Source organism: Gemmatimonadota bacterium, assembly GCA_026387915.1.
In the GTDB taxonomy this organism is placed as follows: Bacteria; Gemmatimonadota; Gemmatimonadetes; order Gemmatimonadales; family Gemmatimonadaceae; genus Fen-1231.
Window position 1 is genome coordinate 24,648 of the sequence record JAPLKS010000020.1, and the last position, 22,291, is coordinate 46,938.

General features: G+C 63.2%; 20 protein-coding genes. 7 read left to right on the forward strand and 13 right to left on the reverse strand.

All coding sequences use genetic code 11. From position 1 onward, the window contains the following. Nucleotides 1–33: 33 nt before the first annotated feature. Genes NTZ43_13210 through NTZ43_13220 form a run of 3 tightly spaced genes read left to right on the forward strand, consistent with a single transcriptional unit; the run spans nt 34 to nt 3,135 of the window. Entirely contained in the window at nt 34–1,023 is a 990-nt protein-coding gene (locus NTZ43_13210; GenBank protein ID MCX5768172.1) for an HD domain-containing protein, read from the forward strand. After that, the gene (locus NTZ43_13215) at nt 1,016–1,882 is read left to right on the forward strand and encodes a glycosyltransferase family A protein (GenBank protein ID MCX5768173.1); all 867 of its coding nucleotides are present in this window, start codon (nt 1,016–1,018) and stop codon (nt 1,880–1,882) included. Before NTZ43_13210 ends, NTZ43_13215 begins: the two co-directional genes overlap by 8 nt. Continuing rightward, a complete protein-coding gene (locus NTZ43_13220; GenBank protein MCX5768174.1) occupies nt 1,879–3,135 on the forward strand; it encodes an MFS transporter in 1,257 nt (418 codons plus the stop codon). The genes NTZ43_13215 and NTZ43_13220 overlap by 4 nt, the downstream gene beginning before the upstream one ends. A gap of 39 nt (nt 3,136–3,174) precedes the next feature. Here the strand turns inward: NTZ43_13220 and NTZ43_13225 are convergent, their stop codons facing one another. Together NTZ43_13225 and NTZ43_13230 are read right to left on the reverse strand one after the other, a co-directional pair. Continuing rightward, entirely contained in the window at nt 3,175–4,293 is a 1,119-nt protein-coding gene (locus NTZ43_13225; protein ID MCX5768175.1) for a glycosyltransferase family 9 protein, read from the reverse strand. A gap of 60 nt (nt 4,294–4,353) precedes the next feature. Then, a complete protein-coding gene (locus NTZ43_13230; GenBank protein MCX5768176.1) occupies nt 4,354–5,175 on the reverse strand; it encodes an FkbM family methyltransferase in 822 nt (273 codons plus the stop codon). Nucleotides 5,176–5,444: 269 nt separating this feature from the next. On the opposite strand from NTZ43_13230, the gene NTZ43_13235 reads away from it, so the two are divergent. Continuing rightward, complete coding sequence (locus tag NTZ43_13235) at nt 5,445–6,968, forward strand: fumarate hydratase (GenBank protein ID MCX5768177.1); 1,524 nt, start codon at nt 5,445–5,447, stop codon at nt 6,966–6,968. 594 nt (nt 6,969–7,562) lie between these two features. Here the strand turns inward: NTZ43_13235 and NTZ43_13240 are convergent. Continuing rightward, complete coding sequence (locus NTZ43_13240; GenBank protein ID MCX5768178.1) at nt 7,563–7,889, reverse strand: hypothetical protein; 327 nt, start codon at nt 7,887–7,889, stop codon at nt 7,563–7,565. A gap of 257 nt (nt 7,890–8,146) precedes the next feature. Between NTZ43_13240 and NTZ43_13245 the strand changes: the two genes are divergently transcribed. Continuing rightward, the gene (locus tag NTZ43_13245) at nt 8,147–8,593 is read left to right on the forward strand and encodes a DUF2269 family protein (protein ID MCX5768179.1); all 447 of its coding nucleotides are present in this window, start codon (nt 8,147–8,149) and stop codon (nt 8,591–8,593) included. 60 nt (nt 8,594–8,653) lie between these two features. Here NTZ43_13245 and NTZ43_13250 read toward each other — a convergent pair whose 3' ends face one another. From NTZ43_13250 to NTZ43_13260, 3 genes are all read right to left on the reverse strand, one after another. Continuing rightward, nucleotides 8,654–9,985 carry an MFS transporter gene (locus NTZ43_13250; GenBank protein MCX5768180.1) on the reverse strand — a complete coding sequence of 444 codons (1,332 nt, stop codon included), beginning with the start codon at nt 9,983–9,985 and terminating at the stop codon, nt 8,654–8,656. 159 nt (nt 9,986–10,144) lie between these two features. Beyond that, nucleotides 10,145–10,786, reverse strand: coding sequence for a hypothetical protein (locus tag NTZ43_13255; GenBank protein MCX5768181.1), 642 nt, complete (start codon nt 10,784–10,786; stop codon nt 10,145–10,147). A gap of 168 nt (nt 10,787–10,954) precedes the next feature. Then, nucleotides 10,955–11,233, reverse strand: a complete 279-nt coding sequence (locus NTZ43_13260) for an oxidative damage protection protein (protein ID MCX5768182.1) — start codon at nt 11,231–11,233, stop codon at nt 10,955–10,957. Nucleotides 11,234–11,427: 194 nt separating this feature from the next. Here NTZ43_13260 and NTZ43_13265 point away from each other — a divergent pair, with 194 nt between their 5' ends. Further along, nucleotides 11,428–12,435: an MBL fold metallo-hydrolase gene (locus NTZ43_13265; protein MCX5768183.1), complete on the forward strand. Its 1,008-nt coding sequence runs from the start codon at nt 11,428–11,430 to the stop codon at nt 12,433–12,435. Here NTZ43_13265 and NTZ43_13270 read toward each other — a convergent pair. The 6 genes from NTZ43_13270 to NTZ43_13295 all read right to left on the reverse strand — a co-directional run bounded on the left by NTZ43_13270 (nt 12,432) and on the right by NTZ43_13295 (nt 19,832). Beyond that, nucleotides 12,432–13,346 carry an alpha/beta fold hydrolase gene (locus tag NTZ43_13270; protein ID MCX5768184.1) on the reverse strand — a complete coding sequence of 305 codons (915 nt, stop codon included), beginning with the start codon at nt 13,344–13,346 and terminating at the stop codon, nt 12,432–12,434. The genes NTZ43_13265 and NTZ43_13270 overlap by 4 nt on opposite strands. Further along, a complete protein-coding gene (locus NTZ43_13275) occupies nt 13,346–14,143 on the reverse strand; it encodes a glycosyltransferase family 2 protein (GenBank protein ID MCX5768185.1) in 798 nt (265 codons plus the stop codon). The genes NTZ43_13270 and NTZ43_13275 overlap by 1 nt, the downstream gene beginning before the upstream one ends. 48 nt (nt 14,144–14,191) lie before the next feature. Then, complete coding sequence (locus tag NTZ43_13280; protein MCX5768186.1) at nt 14,192–15,013, reverse strand: glycosyltransferase family 2 protein; 822 nt, start codon at nt 15,011–15,013, stop codon at nt 14,192–14,194. A gap of 34 nt (nt 15,014–15,047) precedes the next feature. After that, nucleotides 15,048–17,153 carry a M20/M25/M40 family metallo-hydrolase gene (locus NTZ43_13285; protein MCX5768187.1) on the reverse strand — a complete coding sequence of 702 codons (2,106 nt, stop codon included), beginning with the start codon at nt 17,151–17,153 and terminating at the stop codon, nt 15,048–15,050. 87 nt (nt 17,154–17,240) lie between these two features. After that, nucleotides 17,241–18,155: an aldo/keto reductase gene (locus tag NTZ43_13290; GenBank protein ID MCX5768188.1), complete on the reverse strand. Its 915-nt coding sequence runs from the start codon at nt 18,153–18,155 to the stop codon at nt 17,241–17,243. An 81-nt stretch (nt 18,156–18,236) separates the two neighbouring features. Then, nucleotides 18,237–19,832: an alkaline phosphatase family protein gene (locus tag NTZ43_13295; protein MCX5768189.1), complete on the reverse strand. Its 1,596-nt coding sequence runs from the start codon at nt 19,830–19,832 to the stop codon at nt 18,237–18,239. A 191-nt stretch (nt 19,833–20,023) separates the two neighbouring features. Here NTZ43_13295 and NTZ43_13300 point away from each other — a divergent pair, with 191 nt between their 5' ends. Next, nucleotides 20,024–21,058: a DUF4956 domain-containing protein gene (locus NTZ43_13300; GenBank protein MCX5768190.1), complete on the forward strand. Its 1,035-nt coding sequence runs from the start codon at nt 20,024–20,026 to the stop codon at nt 21,056–21,058. Nucleotides 21,059–21,107: 49 nt separating this feature from the next. Here the strand turns inward: NTZ43_13300 and NTZ43_13305 are convergent, their stop codons facing one another. Then, entirely contained in the window at nt 21,108–22,289 is a 1,182-nt protein-coding gene (locus NTZ43_13305) for an acetylornithine transaminase (protein ID MCX5768191.1), read from the reverse strand. Nucleotides 22,290–22,291 lie beyond the last annotated feature (2 nt).

Below are 22,291 nucleotides of genomic sequence, written 5' to 3' on the forward strand. Positions count from 1 at the left end.
GCACCACTACACCCCCATCGCCTTCGTGACCCGATGAGCATTCTCGACATCCCCGCCCTGCGCGAAGGCGATCGTGTACAGCACGAGTTGATGGTGCGTGTGCGCGAGGACAAAACCACCAAGAACGGCGACCCCTTCGCCGCATTGCAAATGGGAAACGCCACCGGCACCATTGGCGCCAATGTCTGGAAGGAGCAACTCCCGCTCCTCGACGGCGTGAAATCAGGTTCGGTGGTGCAGGTCATTGGCGCGATTGAGAACTATCAGGGACGTCGGCAGATCAAGCTGACCTCAGTGCGCGTGGTCGCGCCGTCCGCGGTGAACACCGACGCTTTTCTGCCGCGCATCAAGCAGGACCCCGCCAAACTCTGGCACGACATCGATAGCTGGCGCGCCGCGATCAAATCAAAGGCACTCCGCACGGCCGTCGACTGTTTCTTTGCCGATGACACCTTTCGCGCACGCTTTGAGCGCGCGCCCGGCGCACCGCGCGGACACCATGCACTGGTCGGTGGACTGCTGGAGCACGTGGTTGAAGTGGCAGCAATGGCACGGACCGCCGCGCAAACCATGGGTGGCAACGTCGACCTCGTCACCGTCGGCGCGCTCCTGCACGACATCGGTAAAGTGGAAACGTATTCCATTGGCGCCGGTGGCTTCGACTACACGCAGCAGGGGCTCCTCCTGCAGCACATCGTCCTCGGCTCCCTGATGCTCGATCGCCGCCTGCGTGCGCTCCCCGTGGGTACGCTCACCGACGCACAGGAAACGGAACTGCACCACTTTATTCAGTCGCACCACGGACAGCCCGAGTACGGCGCCGCCGTGCGCCCCATGACACTCGAGGCGGAGTTGCTGCACTGGGCCGATCAAATGTCGGCCAACGGCAACAACTTCAACGACGCGATGGATGACGCGGAGCTGTTTCCGGGGAGTGAGGAATTTTCAGTGAAGAAAGCGTGGCGCCTCGACCGGAAAGTGTGGCGGCGCAGCCATGGGTGGAACGATCCGCTCAATGGTTGATCCGACCGCAGCGCCTGCGCCTCGCATTTCGGTCGTTATTCCCACACGGCATCGGCTGGAATCGCTTGGCTCCTGCTTAGAACGGCTCGCCCCTGGCCAGCAAACGCTCGACGCGACGCACTACGAAGTCATCGTTGCCGACGACGGCCACACCGACGACACGCGCACCATGCTGCAGGCGCGGTTCCCCTGGGCGCACTACACGGCGGGCCCACGCCGCGGCCCGGCCGCCAACCGCAACGCCGGCGTTCGCGCCTCACGCGGCGAATGGCTTGCCTTCACCGACGACGACACCCTTCCCGATCGCGATTGGCTCGAGCAACTCCTCGCCGCCAGTGATGGCGTGAGTGCTGTGGAGGGCCGAACCGTGTGCCGCGTTGGGGTACGGTCGCCCCGCGAACACGCGCCAGTGAATGAACTCGGTGGCCGCTGGTGGACGTCGAATCTCGCGATCCGTCGCGATGCATTTGATTCCGTTGGCGGATTCGACGAACGCTATCCCGTGCCGCACATGGAAGACGCCGACCTTCGGGTACGGGTCTTTGCCGCCAAGCTACCGTGGCGCTTCGCACCACTCGCCATCGTCGATCACCCGCCGCGCCGCGAGCGTTGGGGAGCGGAGACCGCGCCGTGGCATGCGGCGCACATGTTGTTTTCGGCTATTCATCAGCAGCCCCACACACTGCTTGGGAATTTGCGCGCCGTGGTTCGGGGACGACTGCACGCGATTGCGCGCGCGCCGTTAAGCGCGGATGGCGCGAGTGCTGCGGTCTCGATGGTGGTCGAGCTGGCAACAATGCTCCGGTACTGGAGACAGTGGCGGCGGGAAGTACGCGCAACACTCGCCACTCCAAGATGAGCGGTAGCCGCACAAACGAAGCCGCGGCGACTGCAAGCACCGATGACCTGCCGGCGCGCTGGCGCATGCTGGCCTTTCTGTCCATCGCGGAATTGTTGGGCATGTCGCTCTGGTTTGTTGGGAGCGCCGTCGCACCGCAACTGCAACTACGCTTTGGATTATCCGGTGGGCAGGTCGCGGCTCTGACCACCGCCGTGCAATCTGGCTTTGTCGTTGGCACGGCCCTCTCGGCGCTCCTGAATATTTCCGACATCGTCGCCGCACGCACGCTGTTTGCATCGGCAGCGGTGCTCGGAGCTGTGGCCAATCTGCCTATGATGCTCGACGTATCGTATCCGTCCATGCTCGCCAGTCGTTTTGCATGCGGCTTGTGTTTAGCGGGGGTGTACCCGCCCGCACTGAAGATGGCCGCTACCTGGTTCCGAGCACAGCGCGGACTCGCCGTGGGTACAATCGTGGGCGCACTAACCGTTGGAAAAGCCGGACCCTACCTCGTCCATGTGTTTCCAGACGTTGGCGTGCGAACAGTTTCGCTTGCGGCGTCGCTCAGCGCGGTGCTCGCCGCGCTTGTGGTGCTGGCAACGTACCGCGACGGGCCACATGCATTTCCCAATCGTCCGTTCTCGTGGTCGCTGACCGGCGATGTGGTGCGGTCTCGCCGTTGGCGATTGGCGACGGGTGGTTATTTGGGGCACATGGCCGAACTGTATTCCTACTGGACGTGGATTCCCGCGTTCGTGGCAGCGAGCGTCGCGGGTGACGCGCACTCGCTTACCGCACCCGCCTCACCATTTGTGTCGGTACTCTCATTCAGTGTCATTGCGGTTGGCGGCGCCGGTTGCGTCTGGGGTGGATTAGTCGCCGATCGCATCGGACGTACTACCCTTGTCACACGCGCACTGTTGGTGAGTGGCACCTGTTGCGCGCTCGTCGGATTCGCCTTCGGCCGGTCGCTCTGGCTGCTCGCACCGCTGGCGCTGGTCTGGGGGTTCTTCATCATTGCCGACAGCGCGCAGTTCAGCGTACTCGTCACCGAGAGCGTTCCCGCGCACGCGGTCGGTACGGCGCTCACCCTGCAAATCTCACTTGGCTTTCTGCTCACCACGCTCAGCGTGCAGATCGTCCCGATGATCGTCCGCGGTGCGGGATGGCCGTGGGTGTTCGCCTTTCTCGCCATCGGCCCATTCTTGGGCATCGCGTCTATCAAGCGATTGATCGCGCACGGCACGCCGGGCGCCGTCGCGCAAAACTGACGTCGTACACTCGGCGCTCGCCGCAGCGCCTAATGACGGTCAGCTCACCTGCGCCAGCACCGCCGCCGCCACGGTCGCCGCATCCGGCCATCCGCTCTGCTGCTCCGCGGCGGTCACCGGTCCAATGCTCCGGTACGGCGACGGATAGCCCCACAACGTGTCGTACGCTTTCGCGTCTTGATGCATGCCGCCGAGCACCACAATCGTCGGACGTGTGAACGCAGCGGCCGTGTGGGACAGCATACTCGGATTCGTCAGCACGGCATCGGCGCTTTCGCAAAGCGCGAACGTGGTGCGGAGCGGTGTGTCGCCGCACACCGAGCGGACCGCTCCATTGGTCATGGCGACAATCTCAATGCCGCGCGCGCGATCCGCTTCGCCACCCACGAGTAGCACCTCGAAACGGCGGTCGCCGAGCTCCGCACGCGTGAGTCGCTGAAGCGCGGCGGCCATCTGTTCCGTTGGCCAACACTTGCTCGCCAATCCGCCGCCACAACCCACGAGCAAGCGCACGGCACCCGATCGGCGCGCGCCCCACAACCGCTCAGCGCTCTGTCGCTCAGTATCCGTCAAAAACAGTTGGGGCCGCGCCAAGGGAAGTTCTGTCGCGCCCAGCAGTGCCACTTGATCGAGCGCCGCACGAGCCACGTGCACGCGCTCAGAGAACCGCACGTATTGCTGACAGGCCGTCCATCCGCCGCGGTATCCGCGTACGCCGACTCGATATCGAACGCCGAGCCGCATCATCAGCAGCGCCCCGACATGACTGCCGAGGACGTCGATCCCCACATCAAAGCCGCCGCGGCGACGAAGCGATGCGACCTGCTCCGACCGGAAGAGAAATTTCGCGACGGCTCCCCACGACTGGTCCGCGACGAACTTATTGTTCCACGGCGCGTCGAGCGCGACCACTTCGTCGATGTTCGGATTATGGGCGAGAATCGGAATTCCCCACGATCCGACGGCCGCGACGATACGACTCGTGGGAAATCGTCGACGTAAGGCGTCAAACACGGGCGTGGTCGTGTGGAGATCGCCGAGGTCGTTCGGACGAATCACAAGAATTTCCCGTGGCATCGAGGGAAGTGGGCCCCATGATGCCGCGAGGCGACTCGTGATCGCCAGCGGTCCTTCGACGAGCGTTCCCTTCCAGCCCACGGCAGTTACCTCGGAGTGTTGCGCTGCACGAATCCTAACATCGGTCCCGTATCCTGACGGCTAACTGCGTTCACTGGCGCTCAACGCGCGCCGCAGTCGATCCGAATGTGCCGCGTTCACGGCGGCCACAATGTCGTGCGATGCACCGTCGTTCAACTCGACGGGATCTGTGAGGTGCCGGAGGTCGCCACCATCAGTCACCAGGTAGAATGTGTCGTACCCTGCTTCTCGCAGCAGAGCGATGACTGCGGTTGGCGCATAGTCAAACGCGTGAGTCCAAGCCCCACACAGTTCGCAGATCACGACTGGGTGAAAGCGGCGGAGACCCGCGGCGAATCCGCGCAGCGCGAGCAACTCAGCTCCTTCAACATCCATCTTCACGATATCCACACGCGTGAGTCGCTGGGAATCCACATACGAATCAAGCGTCGTAATGGGACATTGGAGCGCGCCGACCGCCACGTCTGCCGACCACGATCCCGCATCGTGCGTCCGGAGCGATGCCTGACCATGGTCTTCGTGTGGCGTGTACAGCGTGGTCACGCCATGTTCGTCGCCGACGGCGGATTGGTTGATGACCACATTGCCCGGGAGGCGCGCGCGTTCCGCAAGCGATTGGTGTAGCAACTGACAGGTCGTGGGCGATGGTTCAAAGGCGTGCACCCGTCCATTCGCGCCCACGAGGTTCGAGAGCAGCGCCGTGAAGATGCCGCGATTCGCTCCCACGTCGAGCACAACGTCGCCGCTGCGCACGAGCGCCACCTGCAACACCTTCATGCCGTTTGATCTGCCCCACAACCGGAGTATGGCGTGGTAGACGGACGGCCAGTGCGCGGCACACAGGGCTTCTACCCACAACCGCATCATATGCAGCAGCTTCATCACGTCCTCAAAGCGCAGGTCGCGCCCAGCGTGATTCGGTACGCTGGACTGAGAGCACGAACGGCAAGCCGATTCATGTTCGGACAATCAGTTAATGTACCGTCGCGACAGGCACCTGGTATTGGGGTTAGGGTCGTGCCGACCCTTGGGCGGCGTCATTCTCCGGCCACGGTGTCGACCGTAACTGAACTGGGCTTGTGTTCCGATCCCCAGAGACATCCCAACCGCGAGAGCACGACTAGATTTCCTTTTGTCTCTACCCGACCCCAATGACTGTCATCAAACAAGACGACCTCATTCAGTCCGTGCAGGACGCCCTGCAGCACATCTCGTACTTCCACCCCGTCGACTACATCAAGGCGCTCGGTGACGCGTACGAACAGGAACAATCGCCGGCGGCCAAAGATGCCATCGCGCAAATCCTCACCAACTCGCGCATGTGCGCCGAGGGACACCGCCCGATTTGCCAAGACACCGGCATCGTCGTGGTTTTCCTGAAGGTCGGCATGAATGTGCAGTGGCAAGGCACGATGTCCGTCACCGACATGATCAACGAAGGCGTGCGCCGCGCCTATCTGCAGCCCGACAACGTCTTGCGCGCCTCCATCGTCGCCGATCCGGCCTTCGGCCGCAAGAACACCAAAGACAACACCCCCGCGGTCATTCACTACGAGTTGGTGCCGGGCAACACCGTTGAAGTCAACGTCGCCGCCAAAGGCGGCGGCTCCGAGAACAAGACGAAATTCGTGATGCTCAACCCCAGCGACTCCATCGTGGACTGGGTGCTCAAGACCGTTCCGCTCATGGGCGCCGGATGGTGTCCGCCCGGTATGCTGGGCATTGGCATTGGTGGCTCCGCAGAAAAAGCGATGCTCCTCGCCAAGGAGTCGCTCATGGGCCACATCGACATGACGCAACTCAAAGCGCGTGGGCCGCAGAACAAAATCGAAGAACTGCGCATTGAACTCTTCGACAAAGTCAACGCGCTCGGCATCGGCGCGCAGGGACTCGGTGGTCTGTCCACCGTGCTCGACGTCAAAATTCTCGACTACCCCACGCACGCGGCGTCGAAACCCGTGGCGATGATTCCCAACTGCGCCGCCACGCGCCACGCGCACTTTACGCTCGACGGTTCCGGCGTCGCACACTTACCCACGCCAAAACTCAGCGACTGGCCCAACGTCACCTGGCACCCCGATCGCAACGCCAAACACGTCAATCTCGACACCCTCACGCCCGCTGAAGTACAAAGCTGGAAAGCGGGCGATCGTCTGCTGCTCAACGGTAAGCTGCTCACAGGCCGCGACGCCGCGCACAAACGCATCGCCGATCTCTACGCGAGCGGTCAGGGCCTTCCGCCCGGCGTGGATTTTACGAATCGCGTGATCTACTACGTCGGCCCCGTCGATCCCGTGCGCGACGAAGTCGTGGGCCCCGCCGGCCCGACCACCGCCACGCGCATGGACAAATTCACCGAAATGATGCTCGAAAAAACGGGCCTCATTTCCATGATCGGCAAAGCCGAACGTGGCCCCGCCGGACTCGAAGCCATCCGTAAACACAAAGTCGCTTACCTCATGGCGATCGGTGGCGCGGCCTATCTCGTCGCCAAGGCCATCCGCGCCTCCCGCTGCGTAGCGTTTGAGGAACTCGGTATGGAGGCGATCTACGAGTTCACGGTCGAGGACATGCCCGTCACGGTGGCGGTCGACGCCACGGGTCAGAATGTCCACGAGAGCGGGCCAGCGGAATGGCAGAAGCGCATCCGCTCCCTCCCGATCGCCGCCGTCTAGAATCGTTACAGAGGCAGTTTTTACGTAATTACTGGTCGAATTCAGTCAAAATATCGGCTCTGCCCCTTCGAGTTTGGGGCAGAGCCGATTAGTTTACAGGCATACGAACATACCGGCGCCCGGTCCATCGGCCCGCCTTGGTGTACCCGCTCTGGAGATTGAATGCGAAAGCCCCGTCCGGCCTCCTACAACCCGGCTCAGGCCCTGAATCTTATCGCTAACGATCGTAACGGGGGGGCGCTTTCTTGCCCGTCGTGCGCCGGCTCAATCGAGCGCGATCCGGGTGATTTCCCGCCGCCGCCGCGCTGTCAGGTTACGCTCAAGTGCAGCAACTGCGGTCGTTTCGCCAGGTATATCGCCGGCGCCGCCTGACCTCTCCCCGAGGTCCCGTTCGTCCGTAGTGTTTCCACGCGAGTCGTACCAAACTAGCCCGCTTCCAGAAGTGGACGCGGCGCGGACTCGCGAGCGCCCATAGCCCTGCTTCCGTTAAGCGAGGGTCGCCGAATCCGGTGAGCGCACCTGGGTGTTGGCTATCCAAAAAAGACGAGCGGCCCCGATCCTGTGGATTGGGGCCTCTCGTCTTTGACCTCGAGACTACGCGGAGAGCGGCAGCTCCATTTGGTGGCGCGCGGGTGCGCGACGATCCGCCGTGCGCGCGGCAGAGGGCGGCACCACCGCCGAACGGGCATCCACGGATGCATCGGTTGATGATGCGCCGAGGAGCATGGCCGTCTGATGGCGGAGCTGCAACAGCCGGAGCGGCGCGAGTGCTGGCGTCGCGATCACTGCCGCACGAGCCTCCGCGGCCACTTCACGCGACAGCATCCGTGCCAACGGGTGCGCCAAGAGCCGCGTGATCTCCGCGGCATCACGGGCGCGTACCGCAGCCACCAGTGCGTCGAGGTAAGCGAGCAACCGCATCTCCTTTTGACGTTATGTACATATTGCAACTAATACGAGACACCGTCAAGGGGCGTCGCATCGCCACGGTGGGTCCGGCGCCGGTATGCGCCCATCGGGCGCCCAGTATGCGCCCAGTATGCGCCCAGTATGTTAGGCGAGGGAGGGGCGCCCTGCCGCAGCCGAGCGTCTGCATCATAGATTCCGCGTCAGCGCACAGCGGCATCACCCGATCGGCCGAACAGGCACCGCCTTCACCCACCACATCGGTAACAGGCATGAATCTGTACTCCGCCCTCAAGGCACTCCACGTCGCAGGTGGCGTCCTGATGCTCGGCAATGTTACCGTCACCGGCTTTTGGGCCGCGTTCATGTACCGGCACGTCCGCACCACCGGCGGCATGTTCAAGCCGATCGCCAAAGCGATTCTGTGGGCGGACCTGCTGTTCACTTTCGGCGGCAGCCTGCTGATTTCGGGCACCGGCATCGCGATGATCCTGATGAGCTCCATGCCGGTGCTGCAGAACGCGTGGCTCGTCCGCGGGATCGTCGCAATGGGCGTGAGCGCCGTCATCTGGCTCGGATGGCTCATCCCAGATCAACTCCGCCTCGAACGTACGGAAAACCCACTCGACATCCAGCGATACTTTCGCCGGTGGAATGCGCTCGGCTGGCTCGCTGCCGTTCCGCTTTTTTACTCGCTCTGGGTCATGATCATCAAGTAGCCGTCCGCACCACGCGCGTTATGCCACGCGCGTTGTGCCACGCGCGTGGTGCCAGGTGCGTTACGCGGCCGCGTGCGCGGCTGGACCGCCGCGCAAGCCGAACGTCCCGAGCGACGTCAGCACCATCAGCACGGCCACCATCAGATACGCAAAGCCAAAGCCGGCCGCGCTACCACCGCGCAAATCTGCAATCGCGCCGATCGCCGCCGCCGCGAAGAGCGTCCCGATGGCGGTGGAAATATTGATGAGCCCCTGCGCCGATGCGCGGACGCTCGCCGGTGCTTCCTCCAACGCGATCGCGCGCAACGAGCCGCCCACGACAATTCCGATTCCCAACCCAACGGGCATCGACGCCACAAGAAACAGCGCCAAACCATAGGCCATGATCGCTGAACCGCCGTACCCAACGGCGAGCATCGCAAAACCGATCACGAGGAGGCCCTTCGCCCCAACGCGGTTCAAGAGTCTCCCCGCACCAATCGAGCCCACCATCGAACACACCACGAGGGGTAACAGTACAAACCCCGCATGCTTCACCGTCACACCGTACGCTTGCGTGGCGATGGAGGTCAGAAACATCACGCTTCCCATCCCCACGCCGGCACCCATCGCAAGCAGATACACCGTCGCCAACTGCCGGTTCGCGAGCAATAACATCGGAATCAGTGGCTGTTGCGCTCGACGTTCGATCACCACGAGCAGCACAAGCAGCAGGGCAACCGCGCCAAACAGCCACGGCCATAGCGTCACGCCCGCGAGGCGATCTAGCACGCGGGTAATCCCCAGCACCAAGGCGCTCAAGGCCGAAAACGTGACAACGATACCCGTCATATCCAGCGGAGGTTGCACCCCTGCAGACTGATGCGTCGGCAACGCGCGCGCGCCGAGATACAGCACGAGCGCCGCGATGGGAAGATTGAGCAAAAAGATCCAGTGCCAGCTCAGCACCACCATCAACACAGAGGCTAACGGTGGTCCGAGCACAAAGGCCATGCCGTGCGTGGCGCCAATCAAACCCAGCGCACGGCCGCGCTCCAGCGGCGGAAATACATCACCCACCACAGCGCTGGCCGTCGGCGTAATGCCGCCCGCGCCAATGCCCTGGATGGCGCGGCTCACAAGGATCATCCAAAAACTCGGCGACGCGGCAATTAGCAGTGATCCGATGGCAAAAATGCTCACGCTCGCCAAAAACACCGAACGACGACCGTAGCGATCGCTCAGGCTGGCCATCAGCGCCGTGCTGCAGAGCGAAAACAGCACAAAGACACTCATGACCAACCCCACTTCGCGGTTGTCCACGCCAAAGGTGGCGCGAAGGACCGGAATGGCAGGGCCGACCACGGCTGTATCCAGCGCGGCCATGAAGACGCCCACAAAAAGCACCGGCATGAGTCGGCGCCGTAGTGAATCCGATTCCGGCCTGACAGTTGCAGCCATAATGTCTCCAAAACCAACTGACGGCGAATCGATCGCAGCGCCACGAACGCATGTCCGCCGAGCACCACGCGGATTGTACGGGGGGGGGAGCTTCTAACTTCGACCAGCTACTCAGCCCATGAGGTCGAACCGAACCCCGCGACGGTTCCCGCGGCGCTTCCGCGGCGCATAGCGAAACAGCTGCGCGGGACGGCCCCGTCCTTCACTGCGCCATTCGTCGGTGGGCTCCACGAGCCATACGGCCTGCAGTGAACGCCGAAAACTGGCCTTATGAACAGGCCGACCGAGCAGCAACTCATACACGTCCTGCAACTCAGAAAGCGTGAAGGTCGGCGGCAAGAGCCGGAAGGCGATCGGGGCCGTGTCGAGTCGGACGCGGAGCGCCTCGGCGGCGGCGGCAACCAACGCCACGTGACGGGGTGCCATCGGCGGCAAGTGCTGGCTCGGAAACCAGACCGCGCCCTCACCAAGGCCACGCTCGCGCGCAGCCGTCACCGCCACATAGCCCACAGAAATCGACGCGCCCGCTGGGTGACGCTTTTCATCACCGGTCGCGACCACCTGCGTGATCCACGACGGCTTTGCGCCCAGAGCGGTGGTGGCGATTTTCAGGGCGCCGTCATCCGGCTGCACCCCGGCCACCGACCATCCCCACGGTAGCGTCCATTTTTCGCGCGACCCGTCGGCACTCGGCACCAGCAACACCGACAGTTGTCGGCCCGCTGGAGCACAAATGACCAGATCGAGGCTCACCGAAGCGGGCTGAGCACCGCGCGTGGAAGATTTTGTGTGGGTACGCATCGCGCGCGCAATTAGTAGCTCGGTGAAACTATTGTCAAGCCACTGTCACGACGCCAGCACTCTGCCAATTCGTCGCGTCGATATTCCGTACGGTGGCGGCGATGCGTCGGCCGCGCAACGTCAGTACTGAATCGTACCCTGTTTGGTCGTATCGACGTCGTCCGCAGCGCCCGCCTTGAATAAAAAGGCATCCATGTTGCGCGTCAGAAACTGTCGCGCCTGAGGATCCATGACGTTGAGCCCGTAGTGGTTGATCAACATGGTCTGCTGCTGTAACCACGCGCCCCAGCACTCGCGGCAGGTGCCCTCGAGCACGCGCGCGCCGATCGCGCCGGGAAAGGGCGCTCGGTCGAATGCATCCTTCTCTTTGCCACACCGCGCGCAGGTGATCGTCGCCATTGAAACCGAACCCTCTCGCACGGAGGCCGTGCGCACCAAAACGGAAAGGAAACATCGCCACACACCGTCTCACAAACGACAGACGGCCCGGAGTGCAGTAGCCGCCGAGCCGATGCAGAAAAGTAGTTCCGTGGCTGAGCCACAGCCACTCCTCGCCGCCGTCCTGAACCCGGCCACCGCGCTATTTTCTACGCATGACCTCGCCGCTCGACCGCCCAGCACACCATGCGGCACCGCGTGGATTTCGAAACCCATGGCCAGGGCCGCCCATTCGGGGGCTCGGATCCATGCTGCGCTGGATGTTCCAGCGGCTGCTCCGCGGGCGGCTGGGCTTTTCGGCGACTGGAACCGCGCCGGCCTTGGCGAGCGCGGATGTCCGGCACCCAGCGGCCGGCACAGGCGACTGCCACGTCACCTGGATCGGACACTCGAGCTTTCTCATACAAGTGGACGGGCTGAACATTCTCACCGACCCCGTCTGGGGTGATCGCGCGTCCCCTGTCTCGTGGGCAGGACCGCGGCGCCTCGTGCCACCGGGGCTTTCACTCGATGCACTGCCGCGCATCGATCTCGTGCTGCAGTCGCACGACCACTACGACCATTTCTGCGACGCCACCGTGCGCGCCCTCGCCGCGCGCCACCCCAATGCACGCTGGCTCGCACCGCTCGGCGTCGCGGCACAACTGCGCGCGCGCGGCGTGACTCAAGTGAGCGAACACGATTGGCACCAGTCGGTGACCGCCTGCGGAGCAACCGCTACGGCAGTTCCGGCCGCGCATTTCTCCGGCCGCACCATGGCGTCACGCAACCAGACCCTCTGGTGCGGGTGGGTGCTCAAGACGGCGCGGCACCACATCTATTTTGTTGGCGATACTGGCCATCACCCAGAGTTCGACGCCATCGGCCAACAACACGGTCCGTTTGACGTCGTGCTCGTGCCGATCGGCGCCTACGATCCGCGCTGGTTCATGCGCCCCGTGCACGTCGATCCCGAAGAAGCCGTGCAGCTGTTTGACACCGTAGCGGGCCGCGTCGACAGCGTCATGATTGCGATGCACTGGGGCACCTTCGTGCTCACCGATGAGCCGGTGGACGAGCCCCCGCGCCGTACGCGCGCCGCCTGGGACGCGAAGGGACGTGACCCTTCATACTTATGGATTATGCGGCCCGGCGAGACCAGGACCGAGCAGGCGCGCGCTTAGGCCAGCCGGCTTTCCAGCCAGTCCGCGGCTTGGCGCTCCAGCGCTTCGTGTCCGAAATCCACCGTGATGACGTGCCCGGCCCCAGTCGTCCACACGAGCGTCTTGTCCGCCGATCCAAGGCGCGCAAACGCTTCCTCCGCCGCGGACGGGGGAATGCGATTGTCTTCGCGCGATTGCATCATCAACACGGGTTGTCGCACGTCAGGGAGTACGCGACGCGCCAACCGCAGCACGTAGGCAAGTTGTGCGAGTAGCCGAGGCGTGGAACGACCGTAGGAGATCATCGAGGCCGCGGCCACGCGATCGTGCACGGAATGCTGACCGCCGCTCGCCATGTACCGACTGGCGAGCGCCGCGATTGGCGAAAACAACGAGAGCAGACGCAACGGCCACGCCGCGTGCAGAAATGGGGCGAATCCAACAATCGCTTTCACTTTGGGATGACGCGCCGCCAAAATCACCGCGATCGCGCCTCCCATCGACAGGCCGCCAACGGCCACCTCCGCGTGCTCTGCCAACGCCTCATGGAGTTCACGACGCGCCGCGGCGATCCACTCTTCCGCATGTGATGCGGCGAATGCCTGCAACGTGCGACCGTGTCCAGGGAGCAGCGGAACCCGAACACTCCAGCCGCGCGCGTGCATTTCACGCGCAACGCCCGCCAGCGCCTGCGGCGAGTCGTTGTACCCGTGCAGCAACACTATCGCCCCGTGCCGCGTGCCCGTGAGCCGAATCGATTCCGCGCCCACAATGATGCCGTCCGCATCGCGCGTAAACCGTGCCTCAAACGCCCGTTCTGCACGCTCACCGGCGCGACGGCGAATCCGCCACCAGACGGTCGCCGCGGTGAATGCCGTCAACACGCCAAGTACTTTCACCGTCGGCGAGACCGCTGCTGTCAGGTCGAACATCACGGCGCTCGGTGTTGTGCGACGCCACGCTCACACACACGGCGTCCGCTCGCAATCGTTTCAAGCAATTGCTCGTGTTGGCCCGCCACCGCCGCCGCGGACGCACGACGGTGCTCGAGGTGAAACGCCACAGCGAGGAATTTCAGATTCCTCCGGCGAACACCACTATTTTGAAGTCGCGCCGCGAGCTCCGGATCTTCACGTCCCCATCCCTCAAAGGCCTCGTTCCATCCGTTCACCGCGAACAGATTCGATTTCCAAAACGACACGTTGCACCCGCGCGTTCGCTTAATGGCGTCTCGCGGTCCGCGTACGAGTCCGGCCAGCAATGGCGCGTGAATGGCGTTGATGCGGTTCCGAACGCCGGCTGCAAACACCGGATGCGAAGGAATCTCCTGCTGCGCGATGCAACGCGCCGTCAGTGCCTCACTGAGCATGACGCGGCTTCCCTGCAGATACCACCCGGGCGCCGCACACCGCATATGCGACGCCACGAATTCCGGATGCAGCAGTATGTCGCCGTCCACCTGAATGACATAGTCGCCCGCCGCGTGAGCGAGCGCTTCGTTCAGGATGCGCGTTTTCCGAAAGCCCTCATCCGGTTGCCAATAGTGGCGCAGTGGAACCGGAAAGGTGGACTGGGCCGCACGCACCAAAGCCGCGGTGTCGTCACGCGACCCGTCATCGGCAATGAGCACTTCCAGCGGCAGCACCCGCTGACGGCGCACCGTCGCGAGAACCGCCGCCAAAGCGGTCGGCCAATTATAGGTCGAGATCAGCAACGACGGTTGAATCATCTACGTCCCGTGTGGTGATGCAACGGCTGCGCCCTTCCCGTTCGCGAGCTAACCGCGACGCTCCGACTCGATCGCGGCGTCGATGTATTGATCCACCCCTCTCGTACACCGCACCAACCGATCTCGCTGCGTCTGCTCGAGAATCCCCTGATTGCGTCCCACCGATGCCTGCGAACGCTCCGCGTGGTACAGATGCCAAGCGACGGCTCTGAACTTCAGATTGCGGCGACGAACACCCGCGTTGGCCAACCGAGCCGCCAGTTCGTTGTCCTCTCGCCCCCACCCTTCCAGCGCCTCATTATATCCGTTCACACGAAGTAGATCATCGCGCCAGAATGCCATGTGGCATCCCCGAATTCGAACGTGGGGATCAGACGCGCCGCGCACGAATCGCGACAGGGCTGGCACGCGCACGCCATTAAGTCGGTTGTGAATACCCGCGGAAAACGGTCCCACCACAAGACGCTCCGCTGCCAAACAGCGACGCGTCTGCGCCTCGCCAATCATCGCGCGACTCCCCTGCACCCACCACCCACGGCGCGCCGACATGCGATGGTCGCGCACAAATGCCGAGTGCACGAGAATGTCGCCGTCGAGCTGCACCACGTAGTCACCCTGCGACGCTGCGATAGCCTTGTTGCGGATGGCTGCGAGCCGAAATCCGGTGTCGTCGTGCCAAATATGTCGCAAGGGCACTGGGAACCGCCGCGCTTCTCGTTCGACGAGATCGCGCGTGTCGTCACGCGACCCATCGTCCGCGATGAGCACCTCCAGCGGCGCCTCATCCTGTTCACGCAAGGCACGGAGGACGGCCGCCAGTGCCTCCGGCCAGTTGTACGTCGCCACGATCACGCTGATGCGCAACGTCAAGCACCGTTATGGAAAAGAACTGGCAAATCAATAATCACGGTTGCAGCGCTGCGCGCGCGGCGAGAATCGCCGACGTCGCCGCATCGAACCGTGACGCGAGATCGGTAATTTCCTGACGAGCGATTTCCGCGCTTCCCACACGAATCGCTTCATTCACCGACGGAAACACCATATTCGCGTAGCCGTTGTTCTCATCCGCGGCATAAATCAGGTTTCGGAACCACGGACGCGTTCGGAGCCCCTGCGGACGCGTCATCGCGCGCTCCACTTGGAGGAGCGCCGCATTGCCGCGCCGCAACACGGCGTTATCAACACCGCGAAGCAGCGCCGCGTCCCGTGCCGAAGCATAGGACTGTGCCGCACGCTCCATGCGATCAATAGCCTCGGCGAGTCCGTCTGTCGACAACGTCATACGCATCGCAGCCGCAGCCTTCGTCAGCGCCGGCACATACCGACGCATCGTGCGCGCGTACTCCACATAGTCGTACGGCAATATGTCGGCGTTGGCGGCGCGCATCACCATCCCCGCGGCAATCCGGGCAGCGGTCGCGTGATACTTGAACCCGGGATCACCAAACTTTTCCATCCATTCGTATGTGTCGTACAGCGAGTGATACACCCCGCCGCCGCCGCCGAATCCCCACTCAGCGATCGGAATTCCCAAATGATTATAGAATCCGGCAAAGTCCGATCCGCCACCCGGATCTCCCATCGTCGGCTCCTGCCCATCCGCTAGGCGCGTCGCGGCACGCCATTTGTCATAGACACTCTGGCCAGAACCATCTGGCGCCGGCACGGTGGTCGCGACATCGCGCAACAGCTGACGCAGCGACGGTGAACCGCCTCCGCCGAATGCAGCGCCCTGCGCCGCCACATCCTGATTGAAGTACGCCACGGCGCCCTTCATCAAACGCAGACTGTCGTCCTCCACATACTCCGTGCTGCCGATCAGTCCCCACTCCTCCGCATCCCACGTCGCAAAGAGAATGGTGCGACGCGGTTTCCATCCCGCTTTCATCTGCTCAGACACCGCGCGTGCCGCCTCGAGCACGCTCACCGTGCCACTGACATTATCTGCCGCACCCGGGCCCCACGCATCTCGGTGCGAACCAATGATCACCATCTCGTCAGGAAACTCCGTCCCCCGAATAATCCCAAAGGTGTCCCAGATCGCCTTGAATGCTTTCGTTGCCGTGTCTGTCACCGTCTTCACACGCGCGCGCACGGGGCCGGGACCCACGTGATAGCGGAACGACATTCCGCCCTGCCAACCGGCAGGAATCGCAGCGCCTCGCACACCCTGCATCAACTCGGCGGCATTCGCGTAGCCAATTGGAATCACCGGGATGTGCGGCACATCCATTTGCGCCAGCGGAATACGGGCCGCACCCGGACGGCTCGCATAGCCGGGTGTGCTCGGATCTCCGTCGCCATTCATCACGCTGCCGCGCTGAATTCCCTGCGGCGGACGCATCGGCCCCTCGGGGTACACGTCGCCGCGCACAAACCCATCATCCTGTGGATCGGAATAGATCAGTAGCGCCGCCGCGCCATGTTTTTCCGCCTCACGCGCTTTGATGCCGCGAAAACTGCGGCCGTATCGCGCCATCACGATCTTCCCGCGCACGCTCACGCCAAGGGAATCGAGCGTGAGATAGTCTTCAATGAGACCGTAGTTCACATACACGACGTCGCCCGTCACATCGCCCGCGCCGCCGTATCCGTTGATCGGTGGCGTTTCGGGATACGCTGCGGACGACGCATCACCGGCGACGGGCCCTTCCTTGAGGTTTAACTCCACCGGAAGCGGCGACACCCGCCACACGCGCGCTTCTAATAGATGCGGCATCCAGACGTCATACGTGCGCACTTCCGTCTCGAGCCCCATCGCTTTCATCTGCGCGATGACATAATCGCGGGTGCGCGCCTGACCGGGTGTCCCGCTGACGTGCGGACCGTCAGACATCGCCTTCGAGTGCGCCGACGCTTTCGCCGCATCGGGGCGGGCAATCGCCGCTTGCTCCGCTGCGCGCTCACGTGCGGCACTCGCTGGCGTGTACCCGGGAGTCCCCTGAGCACCGAGCACGCCCTGGATCATTCCGGTCAATACAATGCTGCCCATCCAATGCACGGCGCGCACGTGGTGCTCCTCGAAGTTGGAATGGGCGCGGTCGCCCCACGCGACAGTGCCCTGCGGACTCAGATGCCCGTACCGCAACGTCCTAAACTATTTTTTGAAACCGTGTGCCGTTTGCCCCAACACGCCGTCGAATTCCTGGGTCGTTTTGTACCGCTCAAATCGACCGTCCCCGCCCACGGGGCGCGACTTCTGACGCACCGCATCCATCTCCCCGGCATGAAACGGCGCAAACGTGGCCGCTGCCTTGAGATTCTTGCGCAATATGGCCGCGCTGTCCATACCGCACAGCACCGTACTGACGGGCAGCGAAAAACAATACCGCAACGATTCCTCCGGCTTTAGCACGCGCGAGCCCGCAACCGCGCCACCTGCCAGCGGCTTCGTCCCGATCACGGCCATGCCACGGCGCACCACTTCCGGAAGCACCTGCTTCTCAAACGATCGAAAGCCCGAGTCGAATGGATTGAGCGGCATCATCACCGCATCCCAGGCAAATCCTCGCTGTAACAGCTTCACGTGAATGTGCGGCGACTTGTGGCCGCCGAACGCAAGCCATCGCGCCTTGCCCTGCTCGCGCGCTTCCTGTGCGGCATCGAGACCGCCGTGATCGTAGAGCCACTCAACGTCGTTATCGTAAATCATCTCATGAAATGACCAGACATCGACGGCGTTCGTCTTCAACCGTACAAGGGATTCGTCGAGCTGCTTCATGGCCGTCTTATAATCGCGCTGGTGCGCACAGCATTGCCACAGCAGGGTGACGCGCTCGCGATAACCATCCTTGAGCGCGAGGCCGAGCCATCGCTCCGTTCGCCCGTCGCCATATTCCCACGCGGTCTCAATCACATTGACACCGTGATCAATAGCCTCGCGAATAATGCGCGTCGCCTCCTCCTGCCCCACATCGGCCAAACGCGACGTACTGAGTGCCAGAATGGATGTGCCGCGGCCGGTGCGACCGAGCGGACGCTGTTCAATAGTTGGGGGAGTTGCTTTAGGCATCAACGATCCGATGGATGGGTGATAATCTCGCGCCGGCTCAGCACGAGACGGTCAACACCAACAGCGCCAATGGTTCCACAATCAACGAATCGCCTGGGTGAGCACGTGGCCGTCAAGCGTCTGTTGCGGCTTGATCGACAAGAGCGTCGCCAAGGTCGGAGCAATATCCACAACTCGCGAATAACTCCCGTAGCGCCCTGGGGCGATGCCGCTCCCATAAAACACGATCGGCACGTGCGCGTCGTCGTCATGCGGCGAACCATGCGTCGCATACTTCACGTTCGCCCAGTAACTGAACGGCGTCAGCGTCACCACGAGCTTGACGGGACCCTTCGGATCGAGCGTGTGGAGCCAACGACGGGCGATACGGTCCTGCGTCGTATCCGCACGGGTGAGCGCTGACATCATGTCCGCGCGCTGCACACCCTGCACCATCATGGCGGCGGCGCCAAACGACGCGACGGCTGTTTCGACGTTCACCTTCGCCTTGCGGAACGCTGCCGTGTCGAGCACCTCGAGCAGCCCGCCATCAAACGCCACCGCCGTGGAATCAACGCCGGCAGCCACCAACTGCGCCTTGAACTGCGCCCACTGCGGATCGAGCGTCACCTGCCGCGCCGTGCCGTTCGCCGCGATGGTCGATTTCAACTGCGGAAACGGACTCATCCCATGATCGCCGGTCAACGCGATCACAATGCGTTTCTGGTCGCGCAACGCAAACAGGGAATCGAGAAAGGTCCCGAGCGAGGCGTCGAGTCGAAGAATGAAATCGTGCACTTCTTTCGAGTCCGGCCCGTATTTGTGCCCCACCGCATCGAGCGACGACAGCGAGACAGCCAACAGGTCGGTCCGGCGGCTGTCGCTCCCCAGGCCAAGCTCGCGCACTCCTTGCAGCGCGAAGGCCATCGTCATGTCATCCATCCACGGATAGTTCACGAATGCCGTCACCGCGGCGAGGGGATCAGTGGGCAACGTATGCGGAAACGTGTAATCCGTTCCGAACGATTCCACCGGCACGCTATCTGGCTCAGTGTACGATGCGGCAGGAAGCAACGGCGTCCACGATTTACCGGCATACGATTCGGGAATCTGCCGCGCGTTGAACCGATTCACCCAGGTCGGCAACGTGTCGTCATAAAAGCGGCTTGTTGTCATCAAGCCCGTGCTTGGCGAATACCAAAACACCGGGCCTCGCGACCACCCGATTGGCAAAATCGCCCCGCGATCCTTGCGTGACACCGAGAGAAAACGCGTCGTGCGGTCTGCCGCCTTCATCCAGTCCACGAGCGTAGTGCCCTGAAACCGGAATGGCGACGCACCAAGCTCCGGCGCTCCCACCAACGGAGCGTCCTTCGTGTTCACCCCTTCACGATTCGTCGAAATGCCCGTGTGCACCGGAAACCGGCCGCTCAGCGTGCTCGCGTGCCCTGGCGCGGTTTCGGTAATGCCGTGATCCTGATAGCCCTCAGTAAAAAACGCGCCACCGTCAAACAATCGCTTCAATCCGCCGGTCAGCTGGCCCTTGAATCGATCGAAGTAGTCGCTGCGCATCTGGTCAATGGTCAGCATTACGACGAGCGTCGGACGGTCGGCTGGCGTGCTCGATCGTGCCGCCTGCGCGGCGAGTGGACTCGCGCTGACCAACACCAGAGCCAGCGATGCAAAGCGGCGCAACATGGAACCCCGACGGCTAAAGAGAGAGAGGGACGGCAATGTCGCTGTACGATGCGAGGGCGCAGGGAGCTTTGCTAGAGGGGGAAGCCGCCAGAGATGCAGCAATAGTTGCTCCATTCGCGCCGAGCGGCCAAGTTCCGCATGCCACCTCCTGCGCCGGCGCCCCGACAGTCCCCCCACCCCCCCTCCCTGTTATGTCACGACGCCCCTTCTCTGAATCGGTGCTTTGGTCGAACATCCTTGTTCGCTGCACCGTCTATTACTTGGTCCTCGGTGTGGTGATGTACTTCCTCCGCGACCTGTCCGTCGGCGGCCTCGGCGTCCTTGGAGGCGATGGGTTCGGTGAGCTGACGGGAATGGGAAAGAAGGCCATTGTAAAAAGCGCCGAGGGAACCAGCGGCCCGGCGATGCTCCCCACGGCGGTCGCGATGGCCAGCGCCCTGGCCCTCACGATCCCAGTGGCTTGGATCTACACGCTGACCCGCAAGAAGAAGGGGTGGCAGCAATCGGTGGTTCAGACCCTGCTCGTCCTTCCTGTTATCGTGGCCGGCATCGTCGTGCTCGTGAAGCACAGTCTCGCCCTCGCGTTCAGCTTAGGCGGTATCGTCGCCGCCGTTCGCTTTCGCAACTCGCTGGATGACACCAAGGACGCGGCGTATGTACTCATCACCACCGGTATTGGACTCGCCGCGGCGGTGAATCCCGGCGTCGGCGCTGTGCTCTCGGTGGGATTCAACCTCCTCGCCGTCGCGCTCTGGTATACGGATTTCGGCGTGGCTCCCGCCGCGCTCGAAGGGCGCCGCGCTCAAAAAGCGCTCGACCGCGCCCTCGAAGATGCCAACCGCACCGGCATGTTCATCGCACGCGTGGACGACGAAATCCTCAAGGGCCTCGCGCCGCAACAGCTCGAGGCGCTCGCCGACCGCGCGTGGCGGCGGCGGAAACGGCAGGGGCCGGAACTCGCAGACGATACGGACGTGGCCGATGTGCGCTACGCCACCCTGCTCCGCATCCGCACCGACGATCCAGAAAACGCACGTCCGTTCGTGGAAGGCGCCTTCGGCGGCCTCTTCTCGCGCTGGCGGTTTGGCGACATCGTCCACGAAAAAGACGGGACGCATGTGCTCGAATACGGCGTGGATCTCGAGGAGAACGTCACCGCCGGCGTCGTACACGACGCCCTCACCACCGCCGCCGGCACGCGGATTCTCAAGGTAGAGCTGCGGTAGTCCCTACCCCTGACGTCCGGCGACCGCAGTCGCCGGCAGGTGATCGGGCCTACCCGATCACCTGCTCCAAAATCGCAAGACCGCGCAAAAGATCGGCGCGCGTCATTACCAGCGGCGGGAGCAACCGCAGCGTGTGCTCGCCCGCCGAACAGATGAGCAGCCCCTGCTCCATCGCGCGCGCCACAATATCCTTGGCGGGCTCCACCACATCGATTCCCCACATATAGCCCGTGCCGCGCACCGCACGCACTTTCGCCGCGCGTCCGGCAAGCGACTGGAGTGCGGCACCAAGCCACGCGCCTTCCGTTCGCACATGCGCGAGCAACGCGGGGTCACTCAAACGCTCAAGCACGTGAAGCGCAACGGACGACACAAACGGTCCGCCACCAAACGTCGTACCGTGATCACCGGGCTGCATCGCGTCCGAAACAGCCTTGGTCGCGAGAATCGCGCCCATCGGAAGTCCGCCCGCCATCGGCTTTGCCACCGTCAATAAGTCCGGCTCAACGCCTGCCTGTTCGCACGCCAAAAAGGTTCCGGTGCGACCGTAGCCGCATTGAATCTCGTCGAGAATCAATAAAATTCCGCGCTCACGCGTCATCACCCGCAAGGCGCGCAGGAACTCTGCATCCAATACACGAACACCTCCCTCACCCTGCACCGGCTCGGCGATCACCGCTGCCACCGTGTCAGGATTCAGCGCGGCATCCAACTCTTCGAGATCGCGCTCCACAATGGAAATACCGCCGGCGAGCGGCCGGAACGGTGCGCGATAACTCGGACGGTCAGTGGCCGCGAGTGTTCCAAAGAGTCGCCCATGGAACGCGCCTCGCAGGGCGAGAATTTCATGCTTCGCCGCGCCACCCATCGAGCGGGCCCAGCGCCGCGACATCTTGAAGGCCCCTTCGTTGGCTTCGGCGCCTGAGTTGCTGAAGAACACACGGTCGGCAAAGGTCTTCGCCACCAACCCTTCGGCCAAGCGCTCGCCCGGCGACGTGCGATACAGATTCGACGTGTGCACGAGTCCGCTCTCTGTCGCGTCGCGCATCACCTGCGTGAGTTGCGCGTCGCCGTAGCCCAGCGCATTCACCGCAATGCCGGCCACAAAGTCGAGATACGACTTGCCATCAGCGTCAAACAACTCCACACCCGCGCCCCGCACAAATTCAGCGGGTGGCTTACGGTACACACCAACAAGCGCGTCAGTGATGGAAGGTGTAATCGTCGTCATGT

Bases quoted from the DNA above. Each gene is read 5' to 3' on its own strand.
- NTZ43_13210 (MCX5768172.1), top strand. From the start codon at position 34: ATGAGCATTCTCGACATCCCCGCCCTGCGCGAAGGCGATCGTGTACAG.
- NTZ43_13215 (MCX5768173.1), top strand. From the start codon at position 1,016: ATGGTTGATCCGACCGCAGCGCCTGCGCCTCGCATTTCGGTCGTTATT.
- NTZ43_13220 (MCX5768174.1), top strand. From the start codon at position 1,879: ATGAGCGGTAGCCGCACAAACGAAGCCGCGGCGACTGCAAGCACCGAT.
- NTZ43_13230 (MCX5768176.1), bottom strand. From the start codon at position 5,175: ATGAAGCTGCTGCATATGATGCGGTTGTGGGTAGAAGCCCTGTGTGCC.
- NTZ43_13235 (MCX5768177.1), top strand. From the start codon at position 5,445: ATGACTGTCATCAAACAAGACGACCTCATTCAGTCCGTGCAGGACGCC.
- NTZ43_13240 (MCX5768178.1), bottom strand. From the start codon at position 7,889: ATGCGGTTGCTCGCTTACCTCGACGCACTGGTGGCTGCGGTACGCGCC.
- NTZ43_13245 (MCX5768179.1), top strand. From the start codon at position 8,147: ATGAATCTGTACTCCGCCCTCAAGGCACTCCACGTCGCAGGTGGCGTC.
- NTZ43_13250 (MCX5768180.1), bottom strand. From the start codon at position 9,985: ATGCCGGTGCTTTTTGTGGGCGTCTTCATGGCCGCGCTGGATACAGCC.
- NTZ43_13260 (MCX5768182.1), bottom strand. From the start codon at position 11,233: ATGGCGACGATCACCTGCGCGCGGTGTGGCAAAGAGAAGGATGCATTC.
- NTZ43_13265 (MCX5768183.1), top strand. From the start codon at position 11,428: ATGACCTCGCCGCTCGACCGCCCAGCACACCATGCGGCACCGCGTGGA.
- NTZ43_13270 (MCX5768184.1), bottom strand. From the start codon at position 13,346: ATGTTCGACCTGACAGCAGCGGTCTCGCCGACGGTGAAAGTACTTGGC.
- NTZ43_13275 (MCX5768185.1), bottom strand. From the start codon at position 14,143: ATGATTCAACCGTCGTTGCTGATCTCGACCTATAATTGGCCGACCGCT.
- NTZ43_13290 (MCX5768188.1), bottom strand. From the start codon at position 18,155: ATGCCTAAAGCAACTCCCCCAACTATTGAACAGCGTCCGCTCGGTCGC.
- NTZ43_13295 (MCX5768189.1), bottom strand. From the start codon at position 19,832: ATGTTGCGCCGCTTTGCATCGCTGGCTCTGGTGTTGGTCAGCGCGAGT.
- NTZ43_13300 (MCX5768190.1), top strand. From the start codon at position 20,024: ATGTCACGACGCCCCTTCTCTGAATCGGTGCTTTGGTCGAACATCCTT.
- NTZ43_13305 (MCX5768191.1), bottom strand. From the start codon at position 22,289: ATGACGACGATTACACCTTCCATCACTGACGCGCTTGTTGGTGTGTAC.